This window comes from Pararhizobium sp. DWP1-1-3 (assembly GCF_049896125.1).
Lineage (GTDB): Bacteria > Pseudomonadota > Alphaproteobacteria > Rhizobiales > Rhizobiaceae > Pararhizobium.
This window is the reverse complement of the sequence record NZ_JAFCTR010000001.1, coordinates 876655-896276: the sequence shown is the minus strand read 5'-3', so window position 1 is coordinate 896276 and position 19622 is coordinate 876655. Positions and strand designations below refer to the sequence as shown.

The following is a 19622-nucleotide window of genomic DNA, read 5'->3' as shown; positions in this document are numbered from 1 at the left end:
CGGATCGGACATGACAAAGAACGGCGCGCCTCCGCGGGCGGCTGCCGTGCTTTATGCCGGCCAAGTCATGCATCAGCGGATGAAACCGGTCGGCCATCGGTTCAGCTATGACGTGTTTTCGCTGATGATCGATCTCGACCGGCTGCCCGAGGCGGATGGAATGAGCAGGGTTTTCTCGGTCAATCGCCGCAATCTTCTGTCGTTTCACGAAAAGGATCATACGGGCGATAGCGGGGCGCCGCTGCGCAGCTATGTCGATGCGCTGCTGGCGAAGAACGGTTTGCCGGTGCGGCCCGCCCGTGTGCTTCTGGTCTGCTATCCGCGTATCCTCGGTCTCGTCTTCAATCCCTTGGCCGTTTATTACGCCTATGGCGAAAACGGTGCGCTGAGCGCGATGATCTACGAGGTGCGCAATACGTTCGGCGAACGCCACACCTATGTCTGCCCGATCGGGCCGGACGATGTGTCCGATGCCGGTGTTCGACAGCAATGCGACAAGTTGTTTCACGTCTCGCCCTTCATCCCCATGGACATGCGCTACCAGTTCCGCATGCTGCCTCCGGGAGACGAGATCCGCTGGCGTATTCTGGAAACAGACAAGGAGGGTCCGCTGCTCGCCGCAACCTTCTCCGGTGTTCAAGTACCGTTGCAGACAGGCAGGATTTTGCGTCTTGTTGCCCGCATTCCGCATCTTACACTCAAGATCGTTGCAGGGATTCATTGGGAAGCGTTGAAGCTTTGGATCAAAGGCCTCCGCTATATCCCGCGGCCGCAAGCGCCGGAACCAACCAGCGTCTGGAGAGAAGGGCGTAGAACAGGGAGCGGTTTTTCCCATGAATCTCAGGTTGGCGCTCCGGCGGAATGAGGTTATTTTGCGTCAAGAGCAATGATTGCTGAGGATCTGTCGAATGAGTACAGCAGGCACCGGTTATTGTGATCCGAAAGACGGAGAACGTCTTTCAACAGAAAATTTATCACGCATTGTCAAAGGCTTACCAGCGAAAGCTCAGATGGTTTTGCGTGGCCTTGTGCATATGCAGGCTGGGTGTCTGAAGCTGACCTTGCCGGATAGACGTACCGTGGTGGTCAAGGGCAAGGCACAGGGACCTGTCGCTGCCGTGACGTTGCACAACTGGAACCTGCCGCAGCGGGCGCTGACCGGTGGCACCATCGCCGTTGCCGAAAGCTATATGGACGGCGATTGGGACAGCCCGGATGTCGGCGCGTTTCTTGAACTGTTTCTCGTCAACACCGATGTCGGCCGTAATTTTTCCAACGGCGCGCGCGGCGCGCTGCGTCTGGTCGAAAAATTCCGTCACTGGATGAATGCCAATACGAAATCGGGCTCCAAGAAGAACATTTCCGCCCATTATGATCTTGGCAATGCCTTCTACAAACAGTGGCTAGATCCAACGATGACCTATTCGTCGGCCCTCTATTCGACCGGTGCCAATGATCTGCAATCGGCCCAGCGCGCCAAGTACAAGGCGTTGGCGGATGCGGCCGGCATCGATGCCAGCCATCACGTGCTGGAGATCGGCTGCGGCTGGGGTGGGTTCGCCGAATATGCAGCAAGCGAGATCGGTTGCAAGGTGACCGGTCTGACGATCAGCCGCGAACAGCTGGCCTTCGCCAATGAGCGGATGAAGAATGCCGGCTTGTCCGACAAGGTCGAGATCAAGTTCCAGGATTATCGCGACGAGGCCGGAATCTATGACCGGATCGTCTCCATCGAGATGTTCGAGGCTGTCGGCGAAAAATATTGGCCGGCCTATTTTTCGCAGTTGCAGCGCTGCCTGAAGCCGGGCGGCAAGGCAGGGCTGCAGATCATCACCATCAAGCCGGAAGCCTACGAGGAATATCGCGCCAATCCGGATTTCATTCAGAAATACGTCTTTCCGGGCGGCATGCTGCCAACCCCGCAACATCTGATCGATCTCGGCCGCAAGGTGGGTTTGAAAATCAGCGGTGACTTCGGTTTCGGTCTGGATTACGCTCGCACGCTCGCCGAATGGCGCGAGCGCTTCTGGAGTGTCTGGGACAAGGTCGAACCGCTCGGTTTCGATATCCGCTTCAAACGGCTTTGGGAATTCTACCTGTTCTACTGCGAAGCCGGCTTTCGCGCCAAAAACATCGACGTCCGACAGATCGTCTATGAATAAGCCCGCAGCCGGGGGTGTTGCCAGGACGCAGATCAGCCACCGGCTGCTTTTCGCCTATGCTCTTCCTGCAGCACCGCTGGCAGCTCTCGGCCTGCCGCTCTACTCGCTGGTTCCGACCTACTATTCCGAAACACTCGGCCTGCCGATTGCATCCGTCGGATGGGCGCTGTTGCTGGTGCGGCTCTTCGATGCGATCACCGATCCCCTGGCAGGTTATGCGGCAGACCGGATCAATCCGGGCTTTGGCCGCCGCCGGCTGCTTTTCCTGCTGTCCTTGCCGATCGCCGCCCTATCGGCCCTGATGCTGTATTGGCCTGCAGACGGCGCTGGTCTTGCCTGGCTCGCCGTCTGGGGCATGCTGACATCGCTGGGCTTCACGCTGGCGGTCGTGCCTTACTCCGCCTGGGGCGCTGAATTGGTCTCGGACTATCATGGCCGCACGCGGCTGACCTCGGCGCGGGAAGGCCTGACGCTGTTGGGCACGCTGGTCGCCATCGTGCTGCCCTTTGCGCTTGGGTTTGAACGGCAAGGATTTTCAGGGCTGGCCGTCCTCGGCATCACCGTGGCGGTCTTACTGCTTGTCTTCGGCGGCTTGACCGTCTGGATCGTCCCGGAGCCCACGAACCTGACGCGAAACACCTTGCCTTTGAGGGAGGCACTGTCCTGTCTCGGTCGCAACAAGCCATTCCTGCGTTTGATCGCCGCTTTTTTCCTCAACGGCCTTGCCAACGGCATTCCGGCGACACTGTTCCTTTATTTCGTTTCGGCGCGCCTGCAACTGCCGGATATGCGCGGACCGCTGCTTTTTCTCTACTTCCTCAGTGCCGTCGCCGGCATCCCGCTTGCAGCGTGGACGGCGCGAAAGCTCGGCAAACACCGGGCATGGGCCATGGCGATGACCGTCGCCTGCGCCATATTTGCGGTAGCTCCCATGCTGCCGCCAGGAGCGCTCCTACCGTTTGCCCTGATCTGCGCTTCGACCGGGCTGCTGCTCGGTTTCGACCTGACGTTGCCGCCGTCGATCCAGGCCGATGTCATCGATGCCGATACCGCAGCCTCCGGTGATCAGCGCAGCGGCTTTTATTTTGCCGCATGGGGGCTTGCGACCAAGCTTTCATTGGCGGCCGGCGTGGGCGTCATCTTTCCACTGCTTGAGTACTTCGGTTTCGATCCGGCACCGGCAGCAAATAATAGCGCACCTGCGCTGTTCGCACTCGCGGCGATCTATGCCTGGGTTCCGGTCGTACTGAAACTCGCTGCTATCGCGCTGATGTGGAATTTCCCGCTGGACGAGACGGCACAGAATAATCTGCGGTTGCGCATCCACCCATAAATACGGTGGGATGGAACGGCTGGGCTGTGGGATATTACACAGCCTGAGGGTCTCGCTCCAACGTCTCGACGGCATGCCCGTCAGTGACCAGCGGCCGTGTCTTCCATCCGGTAGCCCTGTTGATCAGCCAGAAATAGAGGCCGTAAGGTAAGAGGTTGAGCAGCTTCATGACGTAGGTGAAGCGCCGTGGAAAGGTAATTTCGAAACCACTGGATTTCAGGCCCTCGGCAATGCGATCTGCCGCCACCTCGGCGCTGACTAGGGCCGGCATCGGAAACGCGTTCTTTGCCGTTGCTGCCGTTTCGACAAAGCCGGGATTGATGATCTGCAGGCGCACGCTGACTTTATCGAGATCAAATTTCAAGCTTTCAGCCATATTGATCAATGCCGCCTTGGTTGCCCCATAGGCAGCGCTGGTCGGCAGTCCGCCATATCCCGTGACGGAGGACACAATGGCGATTTGGCCCTGCCCCCTCGCCTTCATATGGCGCACGGCCGGCAACAGACAGTTGACCGTGCCGTTCAGGTTGACTGCAAAAGTCTTTTCGAAATCCTCGCGGTGCAAGTCTTCCCCGTGAACGGCAACGTAGAAGCCGGCATTCAGGACCGCGAGCACCATCGAACCGTGCTCGTATTCGATAGCAGCCAAAATCCGTTCCATATCGCGTGGATCGGTGACGTCGCCATCAAGCACGATGATTTTGCCAGGCCCAGGTGATTCATGCTGCAGCTGGACCAGTTTTTCGTGATCGCGGGCGGTGACGACGACGTTGAAACCGTCCCTGACCAAGCGCAACGCCAAAGCGCGGCCGATACCGGAGCTTGCTCCCGTGACCCAGGCCAGACCCAACTCGGGGTGTGCGACAAACTCGGTCATGGGGTTTCCTCTCGCTGCTTCATCGCCGACCCCGGAAACCGGGATCACCAAACAATACGCGTTGAAATGTAGTTTGTTCCCGCATTCGGGCCATTGTTCGGCAAAACGTCAGCCGATCATGTCACCTAGCAATTGTCTCCATGAGCCAGTCAGCTTGACGGGGGCCTGGGAGACGGCAAAGCCGATGCAGGGGCATTCGGCTTCCGCCACGGGACGGTGGTCGATGCTTTCGTCCGCCACCGATATATCGCCCTTGGCGAAGCGCCCGCGTGTATCGTTAAAGGCGCCGTCGAGAACCAGCGAAAGCTCGTACCCTTCATGCGTATGGGCCGGAATCACGCGCCCAGGCTTCAGCCAGAAGAAGCTAACGTCGCAGCCGTCGATTTTTCCAAGGCTGTATTCCTTGAAACCCGGCAGTTTGCGTTTCCAGGGAATTTCTGCGGCATCGAGTCCGGCAAAGTCGCGAATGGCCTTGGGGAAAAGCGCCGTTTCCGGTTGCTCGAATGTCGTATCGGCCACTGCCACGGCCGCGGCCGCGAAAACGGCTCTCAGTGCGGTGTCTCTTGACTTGAGAGAAACCGGCTCCATGTGTTCGAGAATACCGCCGACGACCATTTCGTACTCGGCGACCTTGGGTCTGTTGACGGACTGCATCTGAAGATGCGCTTCGACGAGCACACGTGCGGGCTCCGGCAGAACACCTGCAGCATATCGTGCCATCAAGGCATCCACCGTATCGAGCTGGACTTCAGCCATTCATCTTAAAACCTGTCTTGGCGGATCGCGCAGGAGAAACTATCGCCTCACTACGCCAAGGGTCAAGAATTGGATCACATCCTTACGAAACCGGATCATCCACTTTTGGGTCAATTTTTGCCCACGACAGCGTCGCGGTGAAACGCTATTTCTTGCTTGATCAGGAGTCTCAGCCGAAAAGACGCTAGGATTTCGGTCTGTTGAACTGCAGGGGCTTTCCCGGTTTATGCAGATCCCTATTTCCTGTTCAATCGTCGTCCGTTTCAGGCACGCGCCTGATGGTATCGCCCGAAGCCAAAAGGTTTAATCATGCCCGTTCTGCATTCCGTTCTCGACGCCATCGGCAATACGCCGCTGATCCGCCTCAAAGGCGCCTCGGAAGCGACCGGATGCACCATTCTCGGTAAGGCGGAATTTCTCAATCCGGGCCAGTCGGTCAAGGACCGTGCCGCCCTGTCGATCATCCGGCATGCCGAAAAATCAGGCCAGTTGAGGCCTGGCGGGGTGATCGTCGAAGGCACGGCCGGTAATACCGGCATCGGTCTTGCGCTTGTTGCCCATGCCCTCGGTTACCGCACGGTCATCGTCATTCCAGAGACCCAAAGCGAGGAAAAGAAGGACGCGCTGCGTCTTCTCGGAGCCGAACTCATCGAGGTCCCCGCTGTTCCCTACAAGAATCCCAACAATTACGTGAAACTGTCCGGCCGTCTCGCCGACGAACTGGCAAAGACCGAGCCGAACGGCGCGATCTGGGCCAACCAGTTCGACAATGTCGCCAACCGCGACGCCCATGTCGAAACGACCGCGCCGGAAATCTGGCGCGATACCGATGGCAAGGTCGACGGCTTCATCTGTGCGGTCGGCTCAGGCGGCACGCTGGCCGGTGTCGCGCTTGGCCTGAAGGCGAAGAACCCGGACATCAAGATCGGGATCGCCGATCCGGAGGGCGCTGCCCTCTACGAGTTCTACGCCCATGGCGAGTTGAAATCATCCGGCAGCTCGATCACCGAAGGTATCGGCCAGGGGCGCATCACGGCGAACCTCGAAGGGTTCACCCCGGACTTCGCCTATCAGATCCCGGACGCGGAGGCCGTACAGCTGGTGTTTGATCTGGTTGAAAAAGAGGGGCTCTGCCTCGGCGGTTCCTCCGGCATCAACATCGCCGGCGCCATTCGCCTGGCAAAAGATCTGGGACCGGGACATACCATCGTGACGATCCTCTGCGACTATGGTAACCGCTATCAGTCGAAACTGTTCAACCCGGCATTTCTCAAGTCTAAGGGCCTTCCCGTGCCGGCCTGGTTGACACGGAATTCCGCAATAGCAGTGCCATACGAACCCGCCGGATAGCATCTCATGACAACGACTGCCCTTTTTCGCGACGATTTCTATCTTTCAACCACGGAGGCGATCGTCACGGGAATACGGGAAGACGGCGGCATCGAGCTGAACCAGACGTGTTTTTACGCAACGTCGGGCGGACAGCCCGGCGATAACGGCTTTTTCGAGCGCGCCGATGGCAGCCGCATCGACATCGAAACCACCCGTCATGGCGATACCAAGGACATCATCATCCATGTTCCGGCAGCCGATCAGCCGCCTGTGCTGGTGGGTGAACAGCTGGTGCTTCATCTCGACTGGCCGCGCCGCTACAAGCTGATGCGCATGCACACGGCTTGCCATCTTCTCTCCGTCGTCTGCCAGTATCCGATCACGGGGGCAGCCGTCGGCGAGGACGAGAGCCGCGTCGACTTCGACATGAGCGAAACCATCGACAAGGACGCGGTCACCGCCGCGATGATGGCGCTGGTCGATGGCAATCACCCCATCTACCTGCAGTGGATCACCGACGCGGAACTTGCGGCCAATCCCGATATCGTCAAATCGAAGAATGTCCGCCCGCCGGTCGGCCTTGGCCGCGTCAGCCTTGTTTGCATCGGCGAAAACGCATCGGTCGATAGCCAGCCGTGCGGCGGCACGCATGTGTCCGAAACCCAGGAAGTCGGGGCGATCTACATCGCCAAGATCGAAAAGAAGGGCAAGGAAAACCGGCGCTTCCGCATCCGTTTCGGCACGCCTGACGCTACGTCCACGGGAGAGTAATCGATGACCGAACAGAAAAGCGCCTTCGTCGTATCCGCAGATTGGCTTGAGCAGCGGTTGACCGATCCGTCGGTAAAAATCCTCGATGCAGCTTGGTATCTTCCGGCCCAGAAGCGGGACCCGAAGGCCGAGTATGCGGCGGGCCACATTCCCGGCGCCGTCTTTTACGACCAGGACGCCATTGCCGACCTGACGAGCGGCCTGCCGCACACCATCCCCTCGCCCGAATCCTTCGCCGCATCGATCGGCAAGCTCGGGATCAGCGAAAGCGACACGATCGTTGTCTATGATGGTCCCGGCATCTTCACCGCCCCCCGCGTCTGGTGGCTGTTGCGCACAATGGGTGCAAAGTCTGTCTTCGTGCTGGACGGCGGCATGGACGGTTGGAAGGCCGAGGGCCGGCCGGTCACTTCCGATGTCCCACAGCCCAAACCTGCAACATTCCATCCAACGTTCAACGCTGAAGCGGTGACCTCGTTTGCGCAGATGCGCGACATCGTTGAAACCGGTTCCCGCCAGATTGCCGATGCACGTGGTGCTGCGCGCTTTACCGGCGAGGAAGCCGAGCCGAGAGCCGGCATGCGATCCGGCCATATGCCCGGCGCCAAAAACCTGCCTTCCGGTGTTTTCTCGACTGGCGGCAAGTTCAAATCACTCGACTCCCTGCGCGAAACGATCGAAGCGGCCGGTATCGATCTCGACAAGCCGGTCGTCACCTCCTGTGGTTCCGGTGTTACCGCAGCAATCATCATGCTGGCATTGCAATCGCTGGGCCATACCCAAAATACGCTCTATGATGGCTCCTGGTCCGAATGGGGCAGCCGGGCAGACACACCCGTCATTACCGGAAAAGAATGATCAGCATGACCAAGGACAAAGCAGTCGAAGCGCTCGCCGTTCGTGTCACCGAACTGGAAATGACAGCACCACCAAAGCAAAGCCTCCCGGTACCGGTGAATATCCAGACCGCCATCATGCGCGTGCCGGAAATTCCGTTGCCCTTCTATCGCTTCCTCTATCTCCAGGTTGGCAAGCGCTGGAATTGGGTCGACCGGCTGCGGATGAGCGACACCGACCTGACCGGCGTCTTGCACGACAAGCGCAATACCGTGACCGTGCTTTACGTCAACGGCGCGCCGGCCGGTTTCTTCGAGCTGCTGCAGGTGGACGAGGACACCGTCGAACTCTCCCATTTCGGCATGTTCGAACATGCGCTCGGCCTGGGGCTCGGCAAATGGTTTCTGCTGCAGACTTTATACGCCGCCTGGAACTCGAATCCGAAAACGGTGCGTGTCGCGACCAACACGCTGGATCATCCACGCGCGCTGCAACTCTACCAGCGGTTCGGCTTCTCCCCGGTTTCCACGCATGATGCGTCGGTACAGCCGCTGAGCGATGACGAACTCCTGAAATTCGCTCTCAGTCTCTGATTTGACAGCGGCAAGAATCGGGTGTCTCCCGCTTTGTGTGAATGTTAGTTCCTTCGCTATTGAAAGAGGAGGAACCGATGATCAACCTGCGATACAGGCCGATGCCGAGCGATCTGGCTGCGCGCTACCGCCGCCGCGAACCCGATGCCTATGGCCTGACACCCGAACTGCATGTCTCCGATGGCCAGGGCATGCCTTGCCGTCATTGCCTCGCCAATATCGCCGATGGCGATCCCTATCTGATTCTTGCCTATCGCCCCTTTCCCGGCCTTCAGCCCTATGCCGAGACCGGGCCGATTTTCCTGCACGCCGAAGAATGCGAGGCTTATGCCGGAGGCGAGGCCGTTCCGCCTGTCCTCACGACCAGCAAGGATTATCTGTTGCGTGGCTATGGCGCCGACGATCGGATCGTTTATGGCACCGGCGCAGTAACCCCAGTTGATGCCATTGAGTCCCGGGCAGCGGAACTGCTGGAAAGATCCGACGTGGCCTATATCCACGTTCGCTCAGCCCGCAACAACTGTTATCAATGCCGAATAGAGCGCGCATGAAAACGGGGCCGGAAATACCGGCCCCGCCTGGGACAATGGTACCGGCGCTCCTATCAGGCGATCATCAACGCGGCTTCCGGGGCGTAGCTCTCATAACCAAGCGCCTCTGCAACCGCCTTGTTGGTGACGCGCCCCCTATGGACATTGAGCCCGGCGCGCAGATGCCTGTCCTCGGCAATCGCCTTCAGGCCACGGTCTGCCAATTGCAGGCCGTAATAGAGCGTCGCATTGTTCAGCGCATGCGCGGAAGTGACCGGAACCGCGCCCGGCATATTGGCGACGCAGTAATGCACGATACCATCGACTTCGTAGGTCGGATCGGAATGGGTCGTCGCATGCGAGGTCTCGAAACAGCCGCCCTGGTCGATGGCGACATCGACGATGACGGCGCCTTTCTGCATGCCGGACAGCATTTCGCGCGTCACCAGCTTTGGTGCGGCGGCACCGGGGATCAGCACGGCGCCAATCACCAGATCGGCAGAAAAGACTTCCTCCTCCAGCGCATCGATGGTGGAGAACCGGGTATGGACGCGCCCGGCAAAGAGATCGTCAAGCTGGCGAAGGCGCGGAATGGAACGGTCGAGAATGCTGACGTCAGCGCCTAGGCCGGCTGCCATGCGGGCCGCATGCAGGCCAACCACGCCGCCGCCAATGACCGTGACTTTGGCCGGCAGCACGCCCGGAACGCCGCCGAGCAGGATCCCGCGCCCGCCGTTGGCTTTCTGCAGCGAGGTGGCGCCGGCCTGGATGGCCAGCCGCCCGGCAACTTCCGACATCGGCGCCAGAAGCGGCAGCCCGCCACGATCGTCGGTGACGGTTTCATAGGCGATGGCTGTGACGCCGGAGCCAAGCAGGCCCTTGGTCTGTTCGGGATCGGGCGCAAGATGCAAATAGGTGTAGAGGATCTGACCGTCGCGAAGCTGCGCCCATTCGGCCGGCTGCGGCTCCTTGACCTTGACGATCATGTCGGATTTTTCAAAAATATCCTTGGCGGTGGCGACGATTTTCGCGCCGGCCGCCCGATAGCTGTCGTCTTCCGCGCCGATGCCTGCGCCGGCCTTTGTTTCGATGATTACCTCGTGGCCATGCGCCACATATTCCCTTACCGATCCGGGTGTTAAACCGACACGATATTCATGGTTTTTGATTTCCTTCGGGCAACCGACACGCATCTTCGCGTTCCTCTCCTGTGCAGCTTTCGCCATCATTGTTCTACCAGCGTAGCGAAACAGAAAGAGCACCGCATGTCCTTGCATAATGACGGTTCGATCGCGTAATATTTCGCAGATTATTGCGTTTTTGAAGAAAAATTCGAAGGATATTCGATTGGCGGCGATGGATGCAATTGATGCTGCGATCCTGCGGATTCTGCAGCAGAACGGGCGTATCGCCAACGCGGAGCTGGCCGAAAAGGTCGGCCTGTCGGCTTCCGCCTGCTCGCGCCGGGTCGATATTCTTGAAAAATCCGGCGTCATCAGCGGCTATCATGCGCGCCTGTCGCACAAGGCGCTCGACTACCGCATTATGGTCATCGTCCATATCTCGCTGTCCGGTCAATTTGCCAAGACCCTCACCGAGTTCGAAGCGGCGGTAAAGCTCTGTCCGAACGTGCTGGTCTGCTATCTGATGTCGGGAGAATACGACTATATCCTGCGTGTCGCCGCCAAGGACCTTGAGGACTATGAGCGCATCCACCGGGATTGGCTTTCGGCCCTGCCCCACGTGGTCAAGATCAATTCCAGCTTCTCGCTGCGGGAGGTTATCGACAGGCCAAATGTCGGCGTCTGAATGCCCTTGGTCATAAGTCTCAGGCGTTTCCGACCACGCAATTGCGCCCTCTGCGCTTGGCTTCGTACAGCCGCATATAGGCCTTCGACAACAGATCGCGCATCGTCGTTCCGTCGGTAGGGGTTGAGGCAACACCGATGCTGACCGTAACGGCAGATTGATCCGACGTCGTCACACCGCCTAGGACACGTAGCCGCAATTGTTCGGCTCGCGACAAGGCGCTGCCGTGATCCAGTCCCTCGCACAGGACGACGAATTCCTCCCCGCCGTAACGGAAAAGGTGATCGTTGGGGCGCAGGCCCGCCTGGATGGCGTCAGTAACGGATTTCAGCACCCGGTCGCCTTCGAGATGGCCGAAGCGGTCGTTGATGCTCTTGAAGTGATCGGCATCGATCATGATCAGGCTGATGACGCTGCCCGACATCACCGCATTGCGGATCAGCCGAGGCGCTTCAAATTCGAAACGGCTGCGATCAAGCACGCCGGTCAGCATGTCGCGTCCCGATCTCGACAACAGATCCTCGTAACGCTCCCGGAATGTCAGTGTGTTGAATATGTCCCCGATTGGCTGCCTTACGACGGACAGCGAGTGACTGGAAAAATGCAGATAGGCGCCCAAAATCAGCGAGTAGACGATCGCCGCTCCCATCTTGGCAATCCAGCCGCCCCAGAATACCTCGGCCGGCGCGCCATTCAGTGCATGCAGCGCCAAATAGAATCCGGCCTGGTCGAAGGTCAGCACCACGACGCCGCAGATGAGAAAACGCAGCGTGAGAAACCCGCGCGTCCAACGGCCGATCCGCTCATAGAGCAGGATGATCAGCAGCGAATCCAGATAGAGCAGTAGCGTTCCCCACAGCATCAGCCATCCCATCTCATCGATGAAGGCGAGGTCGGCGCTGCGGTTGGAAACGGCCGATACCGTCTGATGCATTTGCAGAAGCAGGCTGAGTGCGACGGTGATAAAATTGCCAGCCAAAAGACCGTAGATCGGCTGACGCACGGTTGCTGCGTCCTCCTTCACGTAGAGCAGAAGGATCATCAGCAGCTTGCCGGCAAACAGCACGGCAGAGCCCGGAGAAATCACGCCGAACGGCAACTGCACATAAAAGACAGCGGCGAGGTAAGTCTCTATGAAATGCAGGACGCCGAGCGCTGCGATGAAGACCCCAAGGCCCAGGCGATGGCGCAGGTGCAGCAATGTGACCATGACTGCGACGTAGACCAGGCCTTCGCAGAGAAACAGGACAACATTGGTCATCGCCGGATATTCACTCGGATTTCACTGTAAGGATCTATAGACGGCAAATTTAAAGAAACGTTTAGGGTTTGCCGCTGCTTTTCAGGAACGGCGCGATGAAAGCTCGCACAAGAATAGCATCAGTTGCCCAGAGTTAGATCTGCCGGGAGGCAGCGTCGTCGGCAAACAGCGAAGGGCCGTGCTGGTCGATGATCTGACGCGCCTTGCGCAAGGTCGCGTCGATCACGTCCTGCTCCGACGTGAACACATCGGCGCGGATGAACGTGCGGACGCGAACTCCTCCCTCGATTTCCTTTTCGACCGAACCGGCCAGCCTGAACTGGGAACCCTCGCGGATCGGCGTGGCGCGAATCAGGCAGTCGCCATAGGTCTCCGTCTTGCCGGAAGACGCAGCCGTATCGGTGCCGGAGCCTTTGGAAAGGCCAAACAGTTTTGACAGGAATGAAGCCATGCAAAAGACTTAACCATGGCAAACGGGGCTGTCAAAGCCTAAGTTCGCCCATCAGCGCACCAGGCGCAGGTTCGCGGAAAATGGATTGGTAGGGATGATGTGGCGAGCATGACGTCGGATTTTCCTGTCACCAAATCGATTGACCCCAGAGCAATTACCTTTGGATCGACTGATGAAATCGAAGCATATCTTGCTGCCAGCGAATCAGCCTTCCCCGACATCAGGCCGGGACTGGCCAAGCAGGTCGTCTGGGCCGATCCCATCACAAAGCAGCGGACGCCGCTTGCCATTGTCTACATCCATGGTTTTTCCGCGTCCAAGGGCGAAGTTCGGCCCCTGCCCGATCTCGTGGCGACGGCGCTTAACGCCAACCTGTTTTATACGCGCCTTGCCGGGCATGGCCGCAGCGGCGATGCAATGTCTGAGGCCTCGGTGGACGAATGGCGGGAGGATATGCGTGAAGCACTGGATATCGCCGCGCTTCTCGGTGACGGAACGCTGATCATTGCAACCTCCACCGGCGCGGCTCTGGCCACCTCAGCCCTTTCGCAGCCGTTGTTAGCCGCGCGCGTCAAAGGCGCCGTTTTCCTGGCTCCGAATTTCCGGATCAAGGGCCGTGGTGCGTTTCTGTTGACTGCGCCGCTTGCCGGTCTCAGCGCCCGCCTCTTGCTTGGCCGTCGCCGTTCCTTCGTACCGATAAACGCCCTTCACGCAGCCTATTGGACAACGGAATATCCAGTTTCTTCGATTCTGCCGGTGGCATCGCTTGTGGCGCAGGTTCGGGCGCTGCCCTTTGAAGAGATATCGACGCCGGTGCTGTTCATCCAATCGGCGCGCGATCAGGTGGTTGATGCGCGGCAAACATCTGCCGTCGCCGCGCGCTGGGGTGGCCCGGCCGCCATCCTCGACCCCGGTGAAATCGGCGATCCCCATGGTCATGTGCCCGCAGGCGACGCCCTATCGCCAAAGACGACAGACCGGCTTGGAAAAGCCATCATAGATTGGTTTAGTAAAACTAACCAATAATATGATATATAGTGATAATATCAAATCACCAGATTAGCGAGAATCTCGTTATCGGTAATATCCTGATAATGCAGTCCGGCCCGGTCGAAAGCCGCTTTCAGCCTTGGAAAATTCTCCGGATGTTTGGTTTCGATGCCGATCAGGATCGAGCCGAAATTGCGCGCCGATTTCTTCAAATATTCGAACCGGGCGATATCGTCCTCCTCGCCGAGCAGGCCGAGAAAATCCTTCAGGGCGCCGGGGCGCTGCGGCATCCGCAGGATAAAATATTTTTTCAGGCCGGCATGCCGCATTGCCCGTTCCTTGACGTCAGGCAAGCGTTCGAAGTCGAAATTGCCACCGGAAACTACGGCGACAACCGTCTTGCCCTCCAGCGCCGCACGGCCGAGCGTTTCCAGAGCCGTGATCGACAAGGCGCCCGCCGGTTCCAGCACGACGCCTTCGACGTTCAACATGTCGGTGATCGTGACGCAGATGGCATTTTCCGCCAGAAGCAGAACTTGATCTGTTGAGAAATGCTTCAGCGCCGCGAAATTCAGGTCACCGATACGCCCGACTGCAGCGCCATCGACGAAATTATCGACTTGGTCGAGTGTCACCACCGACCCTGTCTCTAAGCTACGGCGCAGGCTCGGCGCGCCCTCCGGCTCACAGAAGATGAAGGCTTCGGGCCGGATACGGTCGTTCAGATAGCCGGTCATGCCGGCCGAAAGGCCGCCGCCGCCGACCGGCATGATCACCAGATCCGGAATGACGCCGTCTGGCAGCTGCTCAACCATCTCGGCGGCCACCGTCGCCTGGCCTTCGATGATATCGGCATGGTCGAACGGCGGCACCATGACACCGGCGATCCGCTCCACATGCTCGCGTGCCGCCTGATAGCACTGGTCGAAGAAGTCGCCGACCAGCTTGATGGTGATGAACTCGCCGCCGAATATCCGCGTCTTGTCGATCTTCTGCTGCGGTGTCGTCACCGGCATGAAGACCACGCCCGGCACGCCAAAATGGCGGCAGACAAAGGCAAACCCTTGCGCGTGATTGCCCGCAGACGCACAGACGAAGGTCTTTCCGGTTCCACCAGTGGCAATCACCTTGCGGAAAAAGTTGAACGCGCCCCTGATCTTGTAGGATCGCACCGGCGAAAGGTCCTCGCGCTTCAGGTAGATCGTCGCGCCGTAACGCGCGCTCAGATGATCGTTGAGCTGCAGCGGCGTTGCCGGGAACAATGCGCGCAAAGCCTCGACGGCATTATCAACGTCCTGCTTCATGGAATGCGGTCTTTCGTTCAGGTTCGGATCGCCCTGCCTATGCCACATCGCAGCCGGCTAAACCACAGCTATTCGTCATTAAGTGGACTAACTTACTCAGCTTTTTGAGTGTTGGCCCGCCTTGACTCCGGCCGGCAAATGCCGAACATCCGTAACAATGCAGGATCAGGGGAGCGGCAATGCGCAACGGCAATCGAAAAGGGGGCCTGACAGGCGCAATCACCGCAGTCCCTCTCCTGTTGCTGCTGGCCAACCCTGCTCTCTCCGGACCTTTCGCAGAGGCAGCAACGAAGGCGGAAGCGCTGGCAGCGGCCGGCGATACGCTCGGTGCCCATGATGCCATGCGCTCTGCAATCAGCGCATTTTCAGCGACGTTACCCTTTTCCGTCGGCAAAGCGGTGTTCGTCGCAGCTCCTCCCATCGGTTACGCCATGTATGAGCAAAAGCCGCAGCCGGTGTTCAAGCCGGGTGAAGCCCTCATCTCCTATGTCGAGCCGATAGGCCTGAATTGGAAAACGTCGGCGGTTGCAGGCAAGGTAGAAACGCATTTTACGGTCGATTTGGACATTCTCAGCGCTTCGGGCGAGGTGCTGGGCAATAAGAAGGCTTTTGGCGACTTTACGTTCACCAGCTTTTTCCACAACCAGGAAATCTATGCCACGTTGACCACGGACGTCAGCGGCGCTGCAGCAGGCGATTATGTTCTGCGGTTTCATTTCAACGATCTGAACAGTGGCAAGTCCGCAAGCGTCGATCAGAAGTTCACGATCGCTGCCCCGCCTCCAACGCCGTAACCGCTCAGGCCTTGTGCTTCGATGCTGCGATTTTCTCGATCATAGCCTTCACATCCGCCTCCGCCGCATCGAGCAAGCCTTCGTCGCGGGCGCGGATCACGAGGTCGGTCGAAAACGACGTACCGTCGAATTTCGGATAGGATCCGATGCTGGTCAGGGGATGGGCCTTTTGCACCTCGCCAAGCGGTCCGCCGATATCGCCTTCCCCCAAAGGCGAGCGCACGGTGCGTGATTTGACGACCGTGCCGCTTTGCAGCTGCGGCAGGAGTGCATCCAGCATGGCCTGGAACACCTGTGGTACACCGGCCATGACATGAACGTTGCCGATGATGAACCCTGGCGCTGTCGATACGGCGTTCGGAATATGACGCGCGCCGTTCGGCATGCGTGCCATGCGCCGCCGCGCTTCGGTAAACTCCATGCCACGCCGCTCGTACATGGCGCCGAGCAATGTCATTGCATCCGGATCGTGAATGCACTCGACGCCGAACGCCCGCGACACCGCGTCGGCGGTAATGTCGTCATGGGTCGGGCCGATGCCACCCGAGGTGAAAACGTAGTCATACTCGGTCCGCAACCCGTTGAGAGCTGCGACGATCGCAGCTTCATCGTCGGCAACGATGCGGACCTCCTTCAGATCGATACCTGCGAGCGTCAGTACATCCGCCAGATGGCCGATATTCTTGTCTTTGGTTCGGCCGGAGAGCAATTCGTCGCCGATGGCGAGCATGGCAGCAGTAACAATTTTTTCGCTGGGCATCGGGAGGTCCTATGTGACGCTGGGATTGTTCAGTCGAAAAATCCGATTGTCTTTTATTCTCGAACAGTCTGTCGCGCGCTTCGCTTCTGACAACGGGCGGGTTAACTGATAAATCTTATCTCCAGCGGCAATCAAGCAGAATTGCCAACTCAAAGGAGAATACGATGGCTAAGGTATTGGTGCTTTATTATTCGGCTTACGGACATATCGAAACCATGGCGTATGCGGTTGCCGAGGGAGCCAAGTCGGCCGGTGCCGAGGTAACTGTCAAGCGTGTACCGGAGCTGGTACCGGCCGACGTCGCCAAAGCCTCCCATTTCAAGGTCGATCAGGCAGCCGAAATCGCCACTCCGGATGAACTGGCCGATTACGATGCCATCATCTTCGGCGCCGGCACGCGTTTCGGCACCGTTGCATCGCAGATGCGCAATTTTGTCGATCAGACCGGTGGCCTGTGGATGAAGGGTGCGCTTGTCGGCAAGGTCGGCTCGGTCTTCACCTCCTCTGCAACGCAGCACGGCGGTCAGGAATCGACGATTCTCGGCTTCATTCCCACGCTGATGCACCAGGGCATGGTCGTTGTCGGCCTTCCCTATGCCTTCCAGGGACAGATGGGCGTCGATGAAATCAAGGGCGGCTCCCCCTATGGCGCGTCGACCATCACTGATGGTGACGGTTCGCGCCAGCCGTCGGCAAACGAACTGGAAGCTGCACGCTACCAGGGCGCCCATGTTGCCAAGATCGCCGCCAAACTGTCGGCCTAAGGCGCAAGCGGCACCTACCTGGTTACCGCAGTGAACGTAAAAAGGGCGGCCGCAAGGTCGCCCTTTTACTTCTGTGCTGGAAGAACGGATGACGGCTGCGGCAGTTGGATAGCCGCTGTGTTCATACGCCCACCGGATAAGTGGCAAACACCGCGTATTTCGTGCTACCTTGGGCAGCCGCGACGCAGGGCAACCGTTGGCAACGCGGATATTAGCGATTGGAACGTATGCCTGTTTTGGCCGTTCCTGTCCGGTCACGTCGACTCCAAGAGATATTGGAATGCGGCGCACTCCAGGGAGTACGAAATGACCAAGGTGATCTATGCAATCGTCGAGCATGACGGCGGATGGGCCTATAAGCTTTCCGACGTGTTTTCAGAGGCCTTCCCGAACCGCGACATGGCAGTAGCGGCGGCTAAAGCCGCAGCAGCGGAACAGCAGGTCGGCGGCGAGGATGAGGAAATCAGTTTTCAGGACCAAAGCGGTCAGTGGCATTTTGAACATGCAGACGGTGGTGATCGGCCGGAAGCCATTGTCGAAGATCAATAGGGGGAGCACGCCAATATCAGCTCGACCCATCCGGTCGCTGGTACGCTGGACCACAATGCCCCTCTCCGGCGCCGAAGAGGGGCTAATTGTTTGGTGCTGAAAACGCCGAGTTTCCCTCCCTCGGCGCCGCTGTTAAAGCGTCACTTCGCAGAGGGATCAACCGAAACCGTTGATTAACCTTCATAGGTAGGGTTAATGGCACCCCGCCTGAGGGGCCAGTCACAGTTGAGGCTGTGATTCACGTTTTACAAGCGAAGCCGCTATCACCTCGGCATTCGCCGGCCCATTGCTGAGGCTTGTCCTTAAGCCGCCTTCGCGGCTCTTTCCTTCGGGAGCTGCCGGGCCTCAAGAAGCGCCATGCAGATCAGATAGCTCAGCATCACATTCTGTTCAGCGTCGGCCAGCAATTTTGCAGCCTGTAGAAGATCCGTGACATGCGTTTTGTCCGACATCGGAAGCCTCACCTTTTCAACGATTGCAGCATCCATAGTAATATTCAATTGTTGTAATTCAACTATAAGTTTTTGCTTATAATTATCGTCAGTTGATTTTTTGGACAATGCACGCTATGTAACCGCCAATCCTGCAGAAGCCACCTATATCGGTGCGGCCTTGTTCAGCAGGCCCGCCCGCCTGAACCATTCCTCGACACTGGCCTGCACCGCGGCTTTGGCATCATCCAGCGTATCGGCCGATCGAAAATCGTATCGTATGGTACCGTTGCAACCCGACACCATCCATTTCCAACTCGTCTGACCGTCATGCTGCAGGACATAGGCGAGTTCCTGCTGGCCAAGCATACCGGCAAACGAGCGGTTGCGGATCGGTTTCCACGTCAATGGGATTTCTTGCAACATGCGATCACGCCCCAGCTTTGATTCACATCCTAATATAGGTCTGCAGCCGGTTTGGCATAACCCTGTGGTTTGAGGGGTTTTTAGAAATCGACTATTTTTGCTCAACCTCGGCCAAATTCGTCGTCCGGATCGTGTTTTGAAAAACTGCCTATTGACCTTAAAGCCCGAGTGTTTGAAAGGGAAAGCAAGCGGACGTGGCGAAACTGGTAGACGCAAGAGACTTAAAATCTCTCGGAGAGATCTGTACGGGTTCGACCCCCGTCGTCCGCACCACTCCCGAAACCGGATGCCTCGATCAACTGGAGCTTCAGCACATGTCACTTCCTGAAAAAGCATTTCCCGTTTCCTGGGACCAGTTTCATCGTGACGCGCGTGCGCTTGCCTGGCGCCTTGCCGACAATGGCGGCGAATGGAAGGCGATCGTCTGTATCACCCGTGGCGGCCTCGTTCCGGCGGCGATCGTCTGCCGCGAGTTGAACATCCGGCTGATCGAGACCGTCTGCGTCGCCTCTTATCATGACTATGATGCGCAGGGGCAGATGTACGTACTCAAGGGCATTTCGGAGGAATTGAAGGCTGATGGCGGCGAAGGCGTTCTGATCATCGACGACCTCACTGACACCGGCAAGACCGCAGCAGTGGTGCGCGCCATGCTGCCCAAGGCCCATTTCGCGGCGGTTTACGCCAAGCCGAAGGGCCGGCCGCAGGTCGATACCTTCGTCACCGAAGTCAGTCAGGATACCTGGATCTATTTCCCCTGGGATATGGGCCTCACCTATCAGGAGCCGATCGCCAAGGGATCGCGCGGCTAACTCAGCATTTTGATGAAGCGGGCACAGCCGCGCGCATACAAGACGTGTTGAATATTCCTGTTTGAACAACGAACTGTTCT

At 58.4% G+C, this 19622-nt stretch carries 23 protein-coding genes and 1 tRNA gene; 15 read left to right on the top strand and 9 right to left on the bottom strand.

From position 1 onward, the window contains the following. Window positions 1-10: 10 nt before the first annotated feature. From ACP7BS_RS04405 to ACP7BS_RS04395, 3 genes are read left to right on the top strand one after another with little or no spacing between them, the layout of a single operon-like run. Window positions 11-865, top strand: a complete 855-nt coding sequence (locus ACP7BS_RS04405; RefSeq protein WP_426236385.1) for a DUF1365 domain-containing protein — start codon at window positions 11-13, stop codon at window positions 863-865. A 43-nt stretch (window positions 866-908) separates the two neighbouring features. Then, window positions 909-2162 (top strand): class I SAM-dependent methyltransferase, encoded by a 1254-nt coding sequence (locus ACP7BS_RS04400; RefSeq protein ID WP_426236383.1) that lies wholly within the window; start codon window positions 909-911, stop codon window positions 2160-2162. Then, window positions 2155-3495: an MFS transporter gene (locus ACP7BS_RS04395; RefSeq protein WP_426236381.1), complete on the top strand. Its 1341-nt coding sequence runs from the start codon at window positions 2155-2157 to the stop codon at window positions 3493-3495. Before ACP7BS_RS04400 ends, ACP7BS_RS04395 begins: the two co-directional genes overlap by 8 nt. Before the next feature lie 34 nt (window positions 3496-3529). On the opposite strand, the gene ACP7BS_RS04390 is transcribed toward ACP7BS_RS04395, so the two are convergent. Together ACP7BS_RS04390 and ACP7BS_RS04385 are read right to left on the bottom strand one after the other, a co-directional pair. Further along, complete coding sequence (locus ACP7BS_RS04390) at window positions 3530-4372, bottom strand: SDR family NAD(P)-dependent oxidoreductase (protein WP_426236379.1); 843 nt, start codon at window positions 4370-4372, stop codon at window positions 3530-3532. A gap of 108 nt (window positions 4373-4480) precedes the next feature. Then, window positions 4481-5128 carry a cupin domain-containing protein gene (locus ACP7BS_RS04385; protein WP_426236377.1) on the bottom strand — a complete coding sequence of 216 codons (648 nt, stop codon included), beginning with the start codon at window positions 5126-5128 and terminating at the stop codon, window positions 4481-4483. Window positions 5129-5437: 309 nt separating this feature from the next. Between ACP7BS_RS04385 and ACP7BS_RS04380 the strand changes: the two genes are divergently transcribed. From ACP7BS_RS04380 to ACP7BS_RS04360, 5 genes are all read left to right on the top strand, one after another. Further along, a complete protein-coding gene (locus ACP7BS_RS04380) occupies window positions 5438-6478 on the top strand; it encodes a cysteine synthase A (RefSeq protein WP_426236375.1) in 1041 nt (346 codons plus the stop codon). Window positions 6479-6484: 6 nt separating this feature from the next. Next, complete coding sequence (locus ACP7BS_RS04375) at window positions 6485-7231, top strand: alanyl-tRNA editing protein (protein ID WP_426236373.1); 747 nt, start codon at window positions 6485-6487, stop codon at window positions 7229-7231. Window positions 7232-7234: 3 nt separating this feature from the next. Continuing rightward, window positions 7235-8089 carry a 3-mercaptopyruvate sulfurtransferase gene (gene sseA, locus ACP7BS_RS04370; RefSeq protein ID WP_426236371.1) on the top strand — a complete coding sequence of 285 codons (855 nt, stop codon included), beginning with the start codon at window positions 7235-7237 and terminating at the stop codon, window positions 8087-8089. 5 nt (window positions 8090-8094) lie between these two features. Beyond that, entirely contained in the window at window positions 8095-8661 is a 567-nt protein-coding gene (locus ACP7BS_RS04365; RefSeq protein WP_426236369.1) for a GNAT family N-acetyltransferase, read from the top strand. Between the two features lie 77 nt (window positions 8662-8738). Then, window positions 8739-9212 (top strand): DUF1203 domain-containing protein, encoded by a 474-nt coding sequence (locus ACP7BS_RS04360; protein WP_426236367.1) that lies wholly within the window; start codon window positions 8739-8741, stop codon window positions 9210-9212. 53 nt (window positions 9213-9265) lie between these two features. Here the strand turns inward: ACP7BS_RS04360 and ald are convergent, their stop codons facing one another. Next, entirely contained in the window at window positions 9266-10384 is a 1119-nt protein-coding gene (ald, locus tag ACP7BS_RS04355; protein ID WP_426236365.1) for an alanine dehydrogenase, read from the bottom strand. 154 nt (window positions 10385-10538) lie between these two features. Here ald and ACP7BS_RS04350 point away from each other — a divergent pair, with 154 nt between their 5' ends. Next, window positions 10539-11000: an Lrp/AsnC family transcriptional regulator gene (locus ACP7BS_RS04350; RefSeq protein ID WP_426236363.1), complete on the top strand. Its 462-nt coding sequence runs from the start codon at window positions 10539-10541 to the stop codon at window positions 10998-11000. A 19-nt stretch (window positions 11001-11019) separates the two neighbouring features. Here ACP7BS_RS04350 and ACP7BS_RS04345 read toward each other — a convergent pair whose 3' ends face one another. Continuing rightward, window positions 11020-12261 (bottom strand): diguanylate cyclase, encoded by a 1242-nt coding sequence (locus tag ACP7BS_RS04345; RefSeq protein WP_426236361.1) that lies wholly within the window; start codon window positions 12259-12261, stop codon window positions 11020-11022. Between the two features lie 133 nt (window positions 12262-12394). Then, window positions 12395-12712, bottom strand: a complete 318-nt coding sequence (locus tag ACP7BS_RS04340; RefSeq protein WP_426236359.1) for an HlyU family transcriptional regulator — start codon at window positions 12710-12712, stop codon at window positions 12395-12397. 108 nt (window positions 12713-12820) lie between these two features. Between ACP7BS_RS04340 and ACP7BS_RS04335 the strand changes: the two genes are divergently transcribed. Further along, window positions 12821-13738: an alpha/beta hydrolase gene (locus ACP7BS_RS04335; RefSeq protein ID WP_426236357.1), complete on the top strand. Its 918-nt coding sequence runs from the start codon at window positions 12821-12823 to the stop codon at window positions 13736-13738. 20 nt (window positions 13739-13758) lie between these two features. Here ACP7BS_RS04335 and ilvA read toward each other — a convergent pair whose 3' ends face one another. Further along, window positions 13759-15006, bottom strand: coding sequence for a threonine ammonia-lyase (ilvA, locus tag ACP7BS_RS04330; RefSeq protein ID WP_426236355.1), 1248 nt, complete (start codon window positions 15004-15006; stop codon window positions 13759-13761). A 179-nt stretch (window positions 15007-15185) separates the two neighbouring features. Between ilvA and ACP7BS_RS04325 the strand changes: the two genes are divergently transcribed. Then, window positions 15186-15800, top strand: coding sequence for a hypothetical protein (locus ACP7BS_RS04325; RefSeq protein ID WP_426228399.1), 615 nt, complete (start codon window positions 15186-15188; stop codon window positions 15798-15800). Window positions 15801-15804: 4 nt separating this feature from the next. Here the strand turns inward: ACP7BS_RS04325 and ACP7BS_RS04320 are convergent, their stop codons facing one another. Then, on the bottom strand, window positions 15805-16560 hold the full coding sequence (locus ACP7BS_RS04320) for a competence/damage-inducible protein A (RefSeq protein WP_426236353.1): 756 nt from the start codon (window positions 16558-16560) through the stop codon (window positions 15805-15807). 164 nt (window positions 16561-16724) lie between these two features. On the opposite strand from ACP7BS_RS04320, the gene wrbA reads away from it, so the two are divergent. Together wrbA and ACP7BS_RS04310 are read left to right on the top strand one after the other, a co-directional pair. After that, window positions 16725-17324 carry an NAD(P)H:quinone oxidoreductase type IV gene (wrbA, locus tag ACP7BS_RS04315; RefSeq protein ID WP_426236351.1) on the top strand — a complete coding sequence of 200 codons (600 nt, stop codon included), beginning with the start codon at window positions 16725-16727 and terminating at the stop codon, window positions 17322-17324. Between the two features lie 306 nt (window positions 17325-17630). Beyond that, entirely contained in the window at window positions 17631-17873 is a 243-nt protein-coding gene (locus tag ACP7BS_RS04310) for a DUF2188 domain-containing protein (RefSeq protein ID WP_426228393.1), read from the top strand. Window positions 17874-18175: 302 nt separating this feature from the next. Here the strand turns inward: ACP7BS_RS04310 and ACP7BS_RS04305 are convergent, their stop codons facing one another. Both ACP7BS_RS04305 and ACP7BS_RS04300 read right to left on the bottom strand, forming a co-directional pair. Next, complete coding sequence (locus ACP7BS_RS04305) at window positions 18176-18325, bottom strand: hypothetical protein (protein ID WP_426236349.1); 150 nt, start codon at window positions 18323-18325, stop codon at window positions 18176-18178. A 144-nt stretch (window positions 18326-18469) separates the two neighbouring features. Continuing rightward, window positions 18470-18712, bottom strand: a complete 243-nt coding sequence (locus tag ACP7BS_RS04300) for a hypothetical protein (RefSeq protein WP_426228389.1) — start codon at window positions 18710-18712, stop codon at window positions 18470-18472. Window positions 18713-18918: 206 nt separating this feature from the next. On the opposite strand from ACP7BS_RS04300, the gene ACP7BS_RS04295 reads away from it, so the two are divergent. Both ACP7BS_RS04295 and gpt read left to right on the top strand, forming a co-directional pair. Beyond that, window positions 18919-19003, top strand: a tRNA-Leu gene (locus ACP7BS_RS04295). A gap of 41 nt (window positions 19004-19044) precedes the next feature. Continuing rightward, a complete protein-coding gene (gpt, locus tag ACP7BS_RS04290) occupies window positions 19045-19542 on the top strand; it encodes a xanthine phosphoribosyltransferase (RefSeq protein ID WP_318411742.1) in 498 nt (165 codons plus the stop codon). Window positions 19543-19622 lie beyond the last annotated feature (80 nt).

Excerpts from the sequence above, each read along its gene's own strand:
- ACP7BS_RS04365 (WP_426236369.1), top strand. The coding sequence starts at position 8,095 with ATGACCAAGGACAAAGCAGTCGAAGCGCTCGCCGTTCGTGTCACCGAA.
- ACP7BS_RS04360 (WP_426236367.1), top strand. The coding sequence starts at position 8,739 with ATGATCAACCTGCGATACAGGCCGATGCCGAGCGATCTGGCTGCGCGC.
- ACP7BS_RS04400 (WP_426236383.1), top strand. The coding sequence starts at position 909 with ATGAGTACAGCAGGCACCGGTTATTGTGATCCGAAAGACGGAGAACGT.
- sseA (WP_426236371.1), top strand. The coding sequence starts at position 7,235 with ATGACCGAACAGAAAAGCGCCTTCGTCGTATCCGCAGATTGGCTTGAG.
- ACP7BS_RS04320 (WP_426236353.1), bottom strand. The coding sequence starts at position 16,560 with ATGCCCAGCGAAAAAATTGTTACTGCTGCCATGCTCGCCATCGGCGAC.
- gpt (WP_318411742.1), top strand. The coding sequence starts at position 19,045 with ATGTCACTTCCTGAAAAAGCATTTCCCGTTTCCTGGGACCAGTTTCAT.
- ACP7BS_RS04335 (WP_426236357.1), top strand. The coding sequence starts at position 12,821 with ATGACGTCGGATTTTCCTGTCACCAAATCGATTGACCCCAGAGCAATT.
- ACP7BS_RS04375 (WP_426236373.1), top strand. The coding sequence starts at position 6,485 with ATGACAACGACTGCCCTTTTTCGCGACGATTTCTATCTTTCAACCACG.
- ACP7BS_RS04385 (WP_426236377.1), bottom strand. The coding sequence starts at position 5,128 with ATGGCTGAAGTCCAGCTCGATACGGTGGATGCCTTGATGGCACGATAT.
- wrbA (WP_426236351.1), top strand. The coding sequence starts at position 16,725 with ATGGCTAAGGTATTGGTGCTTTATTATTCGGCTTACGGACATATCGAA.
- ACP7BS_RS04305 (WP_426236349.1), bottom strand. The coding sequence starts at position 18,325 with ATGTCGGACAAAACGCATGTCACGGATCTTCTACAGGCTGCAAAATTG.
- ACP7BS_RS04390 (WP_426236379.1), bottom strand. The coding sequence starts at position 4,372 with ATGACCGAGTTTGTCGCACACCCCGAGTTGGGTCTGGCCTGGGTCACG.
- ilvA (WP_426236355.1), bottom strand. The coding sequence starts at position 15,006 with ATGAAGCAGGACGTTGATAATGCCGTCGAGGCTTTGCGCGCATTGTTC.
- ACP7BS_RS04380 (WP_426236375.1), top strand. The coding sequence starts at position 5,438 with ATGCCCGTTCTGCATTCCGTTCTCGACGCCATCGGCAATACGCCGCTG.
- ACP7BS_RS04325 (WP_426228399.1), top strand. The coding sequence starts at position 15,186 with ATGCGCAACGGCAATCGAAAAGGGGGCCTGACAGGCGCAATCACCGCA.
- ACP7BS_RS04345 (WP_426236361.1), bottom strand. The coding sequence starts at position 12,261 with ATGACCAATGTTGTCCTGTTTCTCTGCGAAGGCCTGGTCTACGTCGCA.
- ACP7BS_RS04310 (WP_426228393.1), top strand. The coding sequence starts at position 17,631 with ATGACCAAGGTGATCTATGCAATCGTCGAGCATGACGGCGGATGGGCC.
- ACP7BS_RS04340 (WP_426236359.1), bottom strand. The coding sequence starts at position 12,712 with ATGGCTTCATTCCTGTCAAAACTGTTTGGCCTTTCCAAAGGCTCCGGC.
- ald (WP_426236365.1), bottom strand. The coding sequence starts at position 10,384 with ATGCGTGTCGGTTGCCCGAAGGAAATCAAAAACCATGAATATCGTGTC.
- ACP7BS_RS04405 (WP_426236385.1), top strand. The coding sequence starts at position 11 with ATGACAAAGAACGGCGCGCCTCCGCGGGCGGCTGCCGTGCTTTATGCC.
- ACP7BS_RS04395 (WP_426236381.1), top strand. The coding sequence starts at position 2,155 with ATGAATAAGCCCGCAGCCGGGGGTGTTGCCAGGACGCAGATCAGCCAC.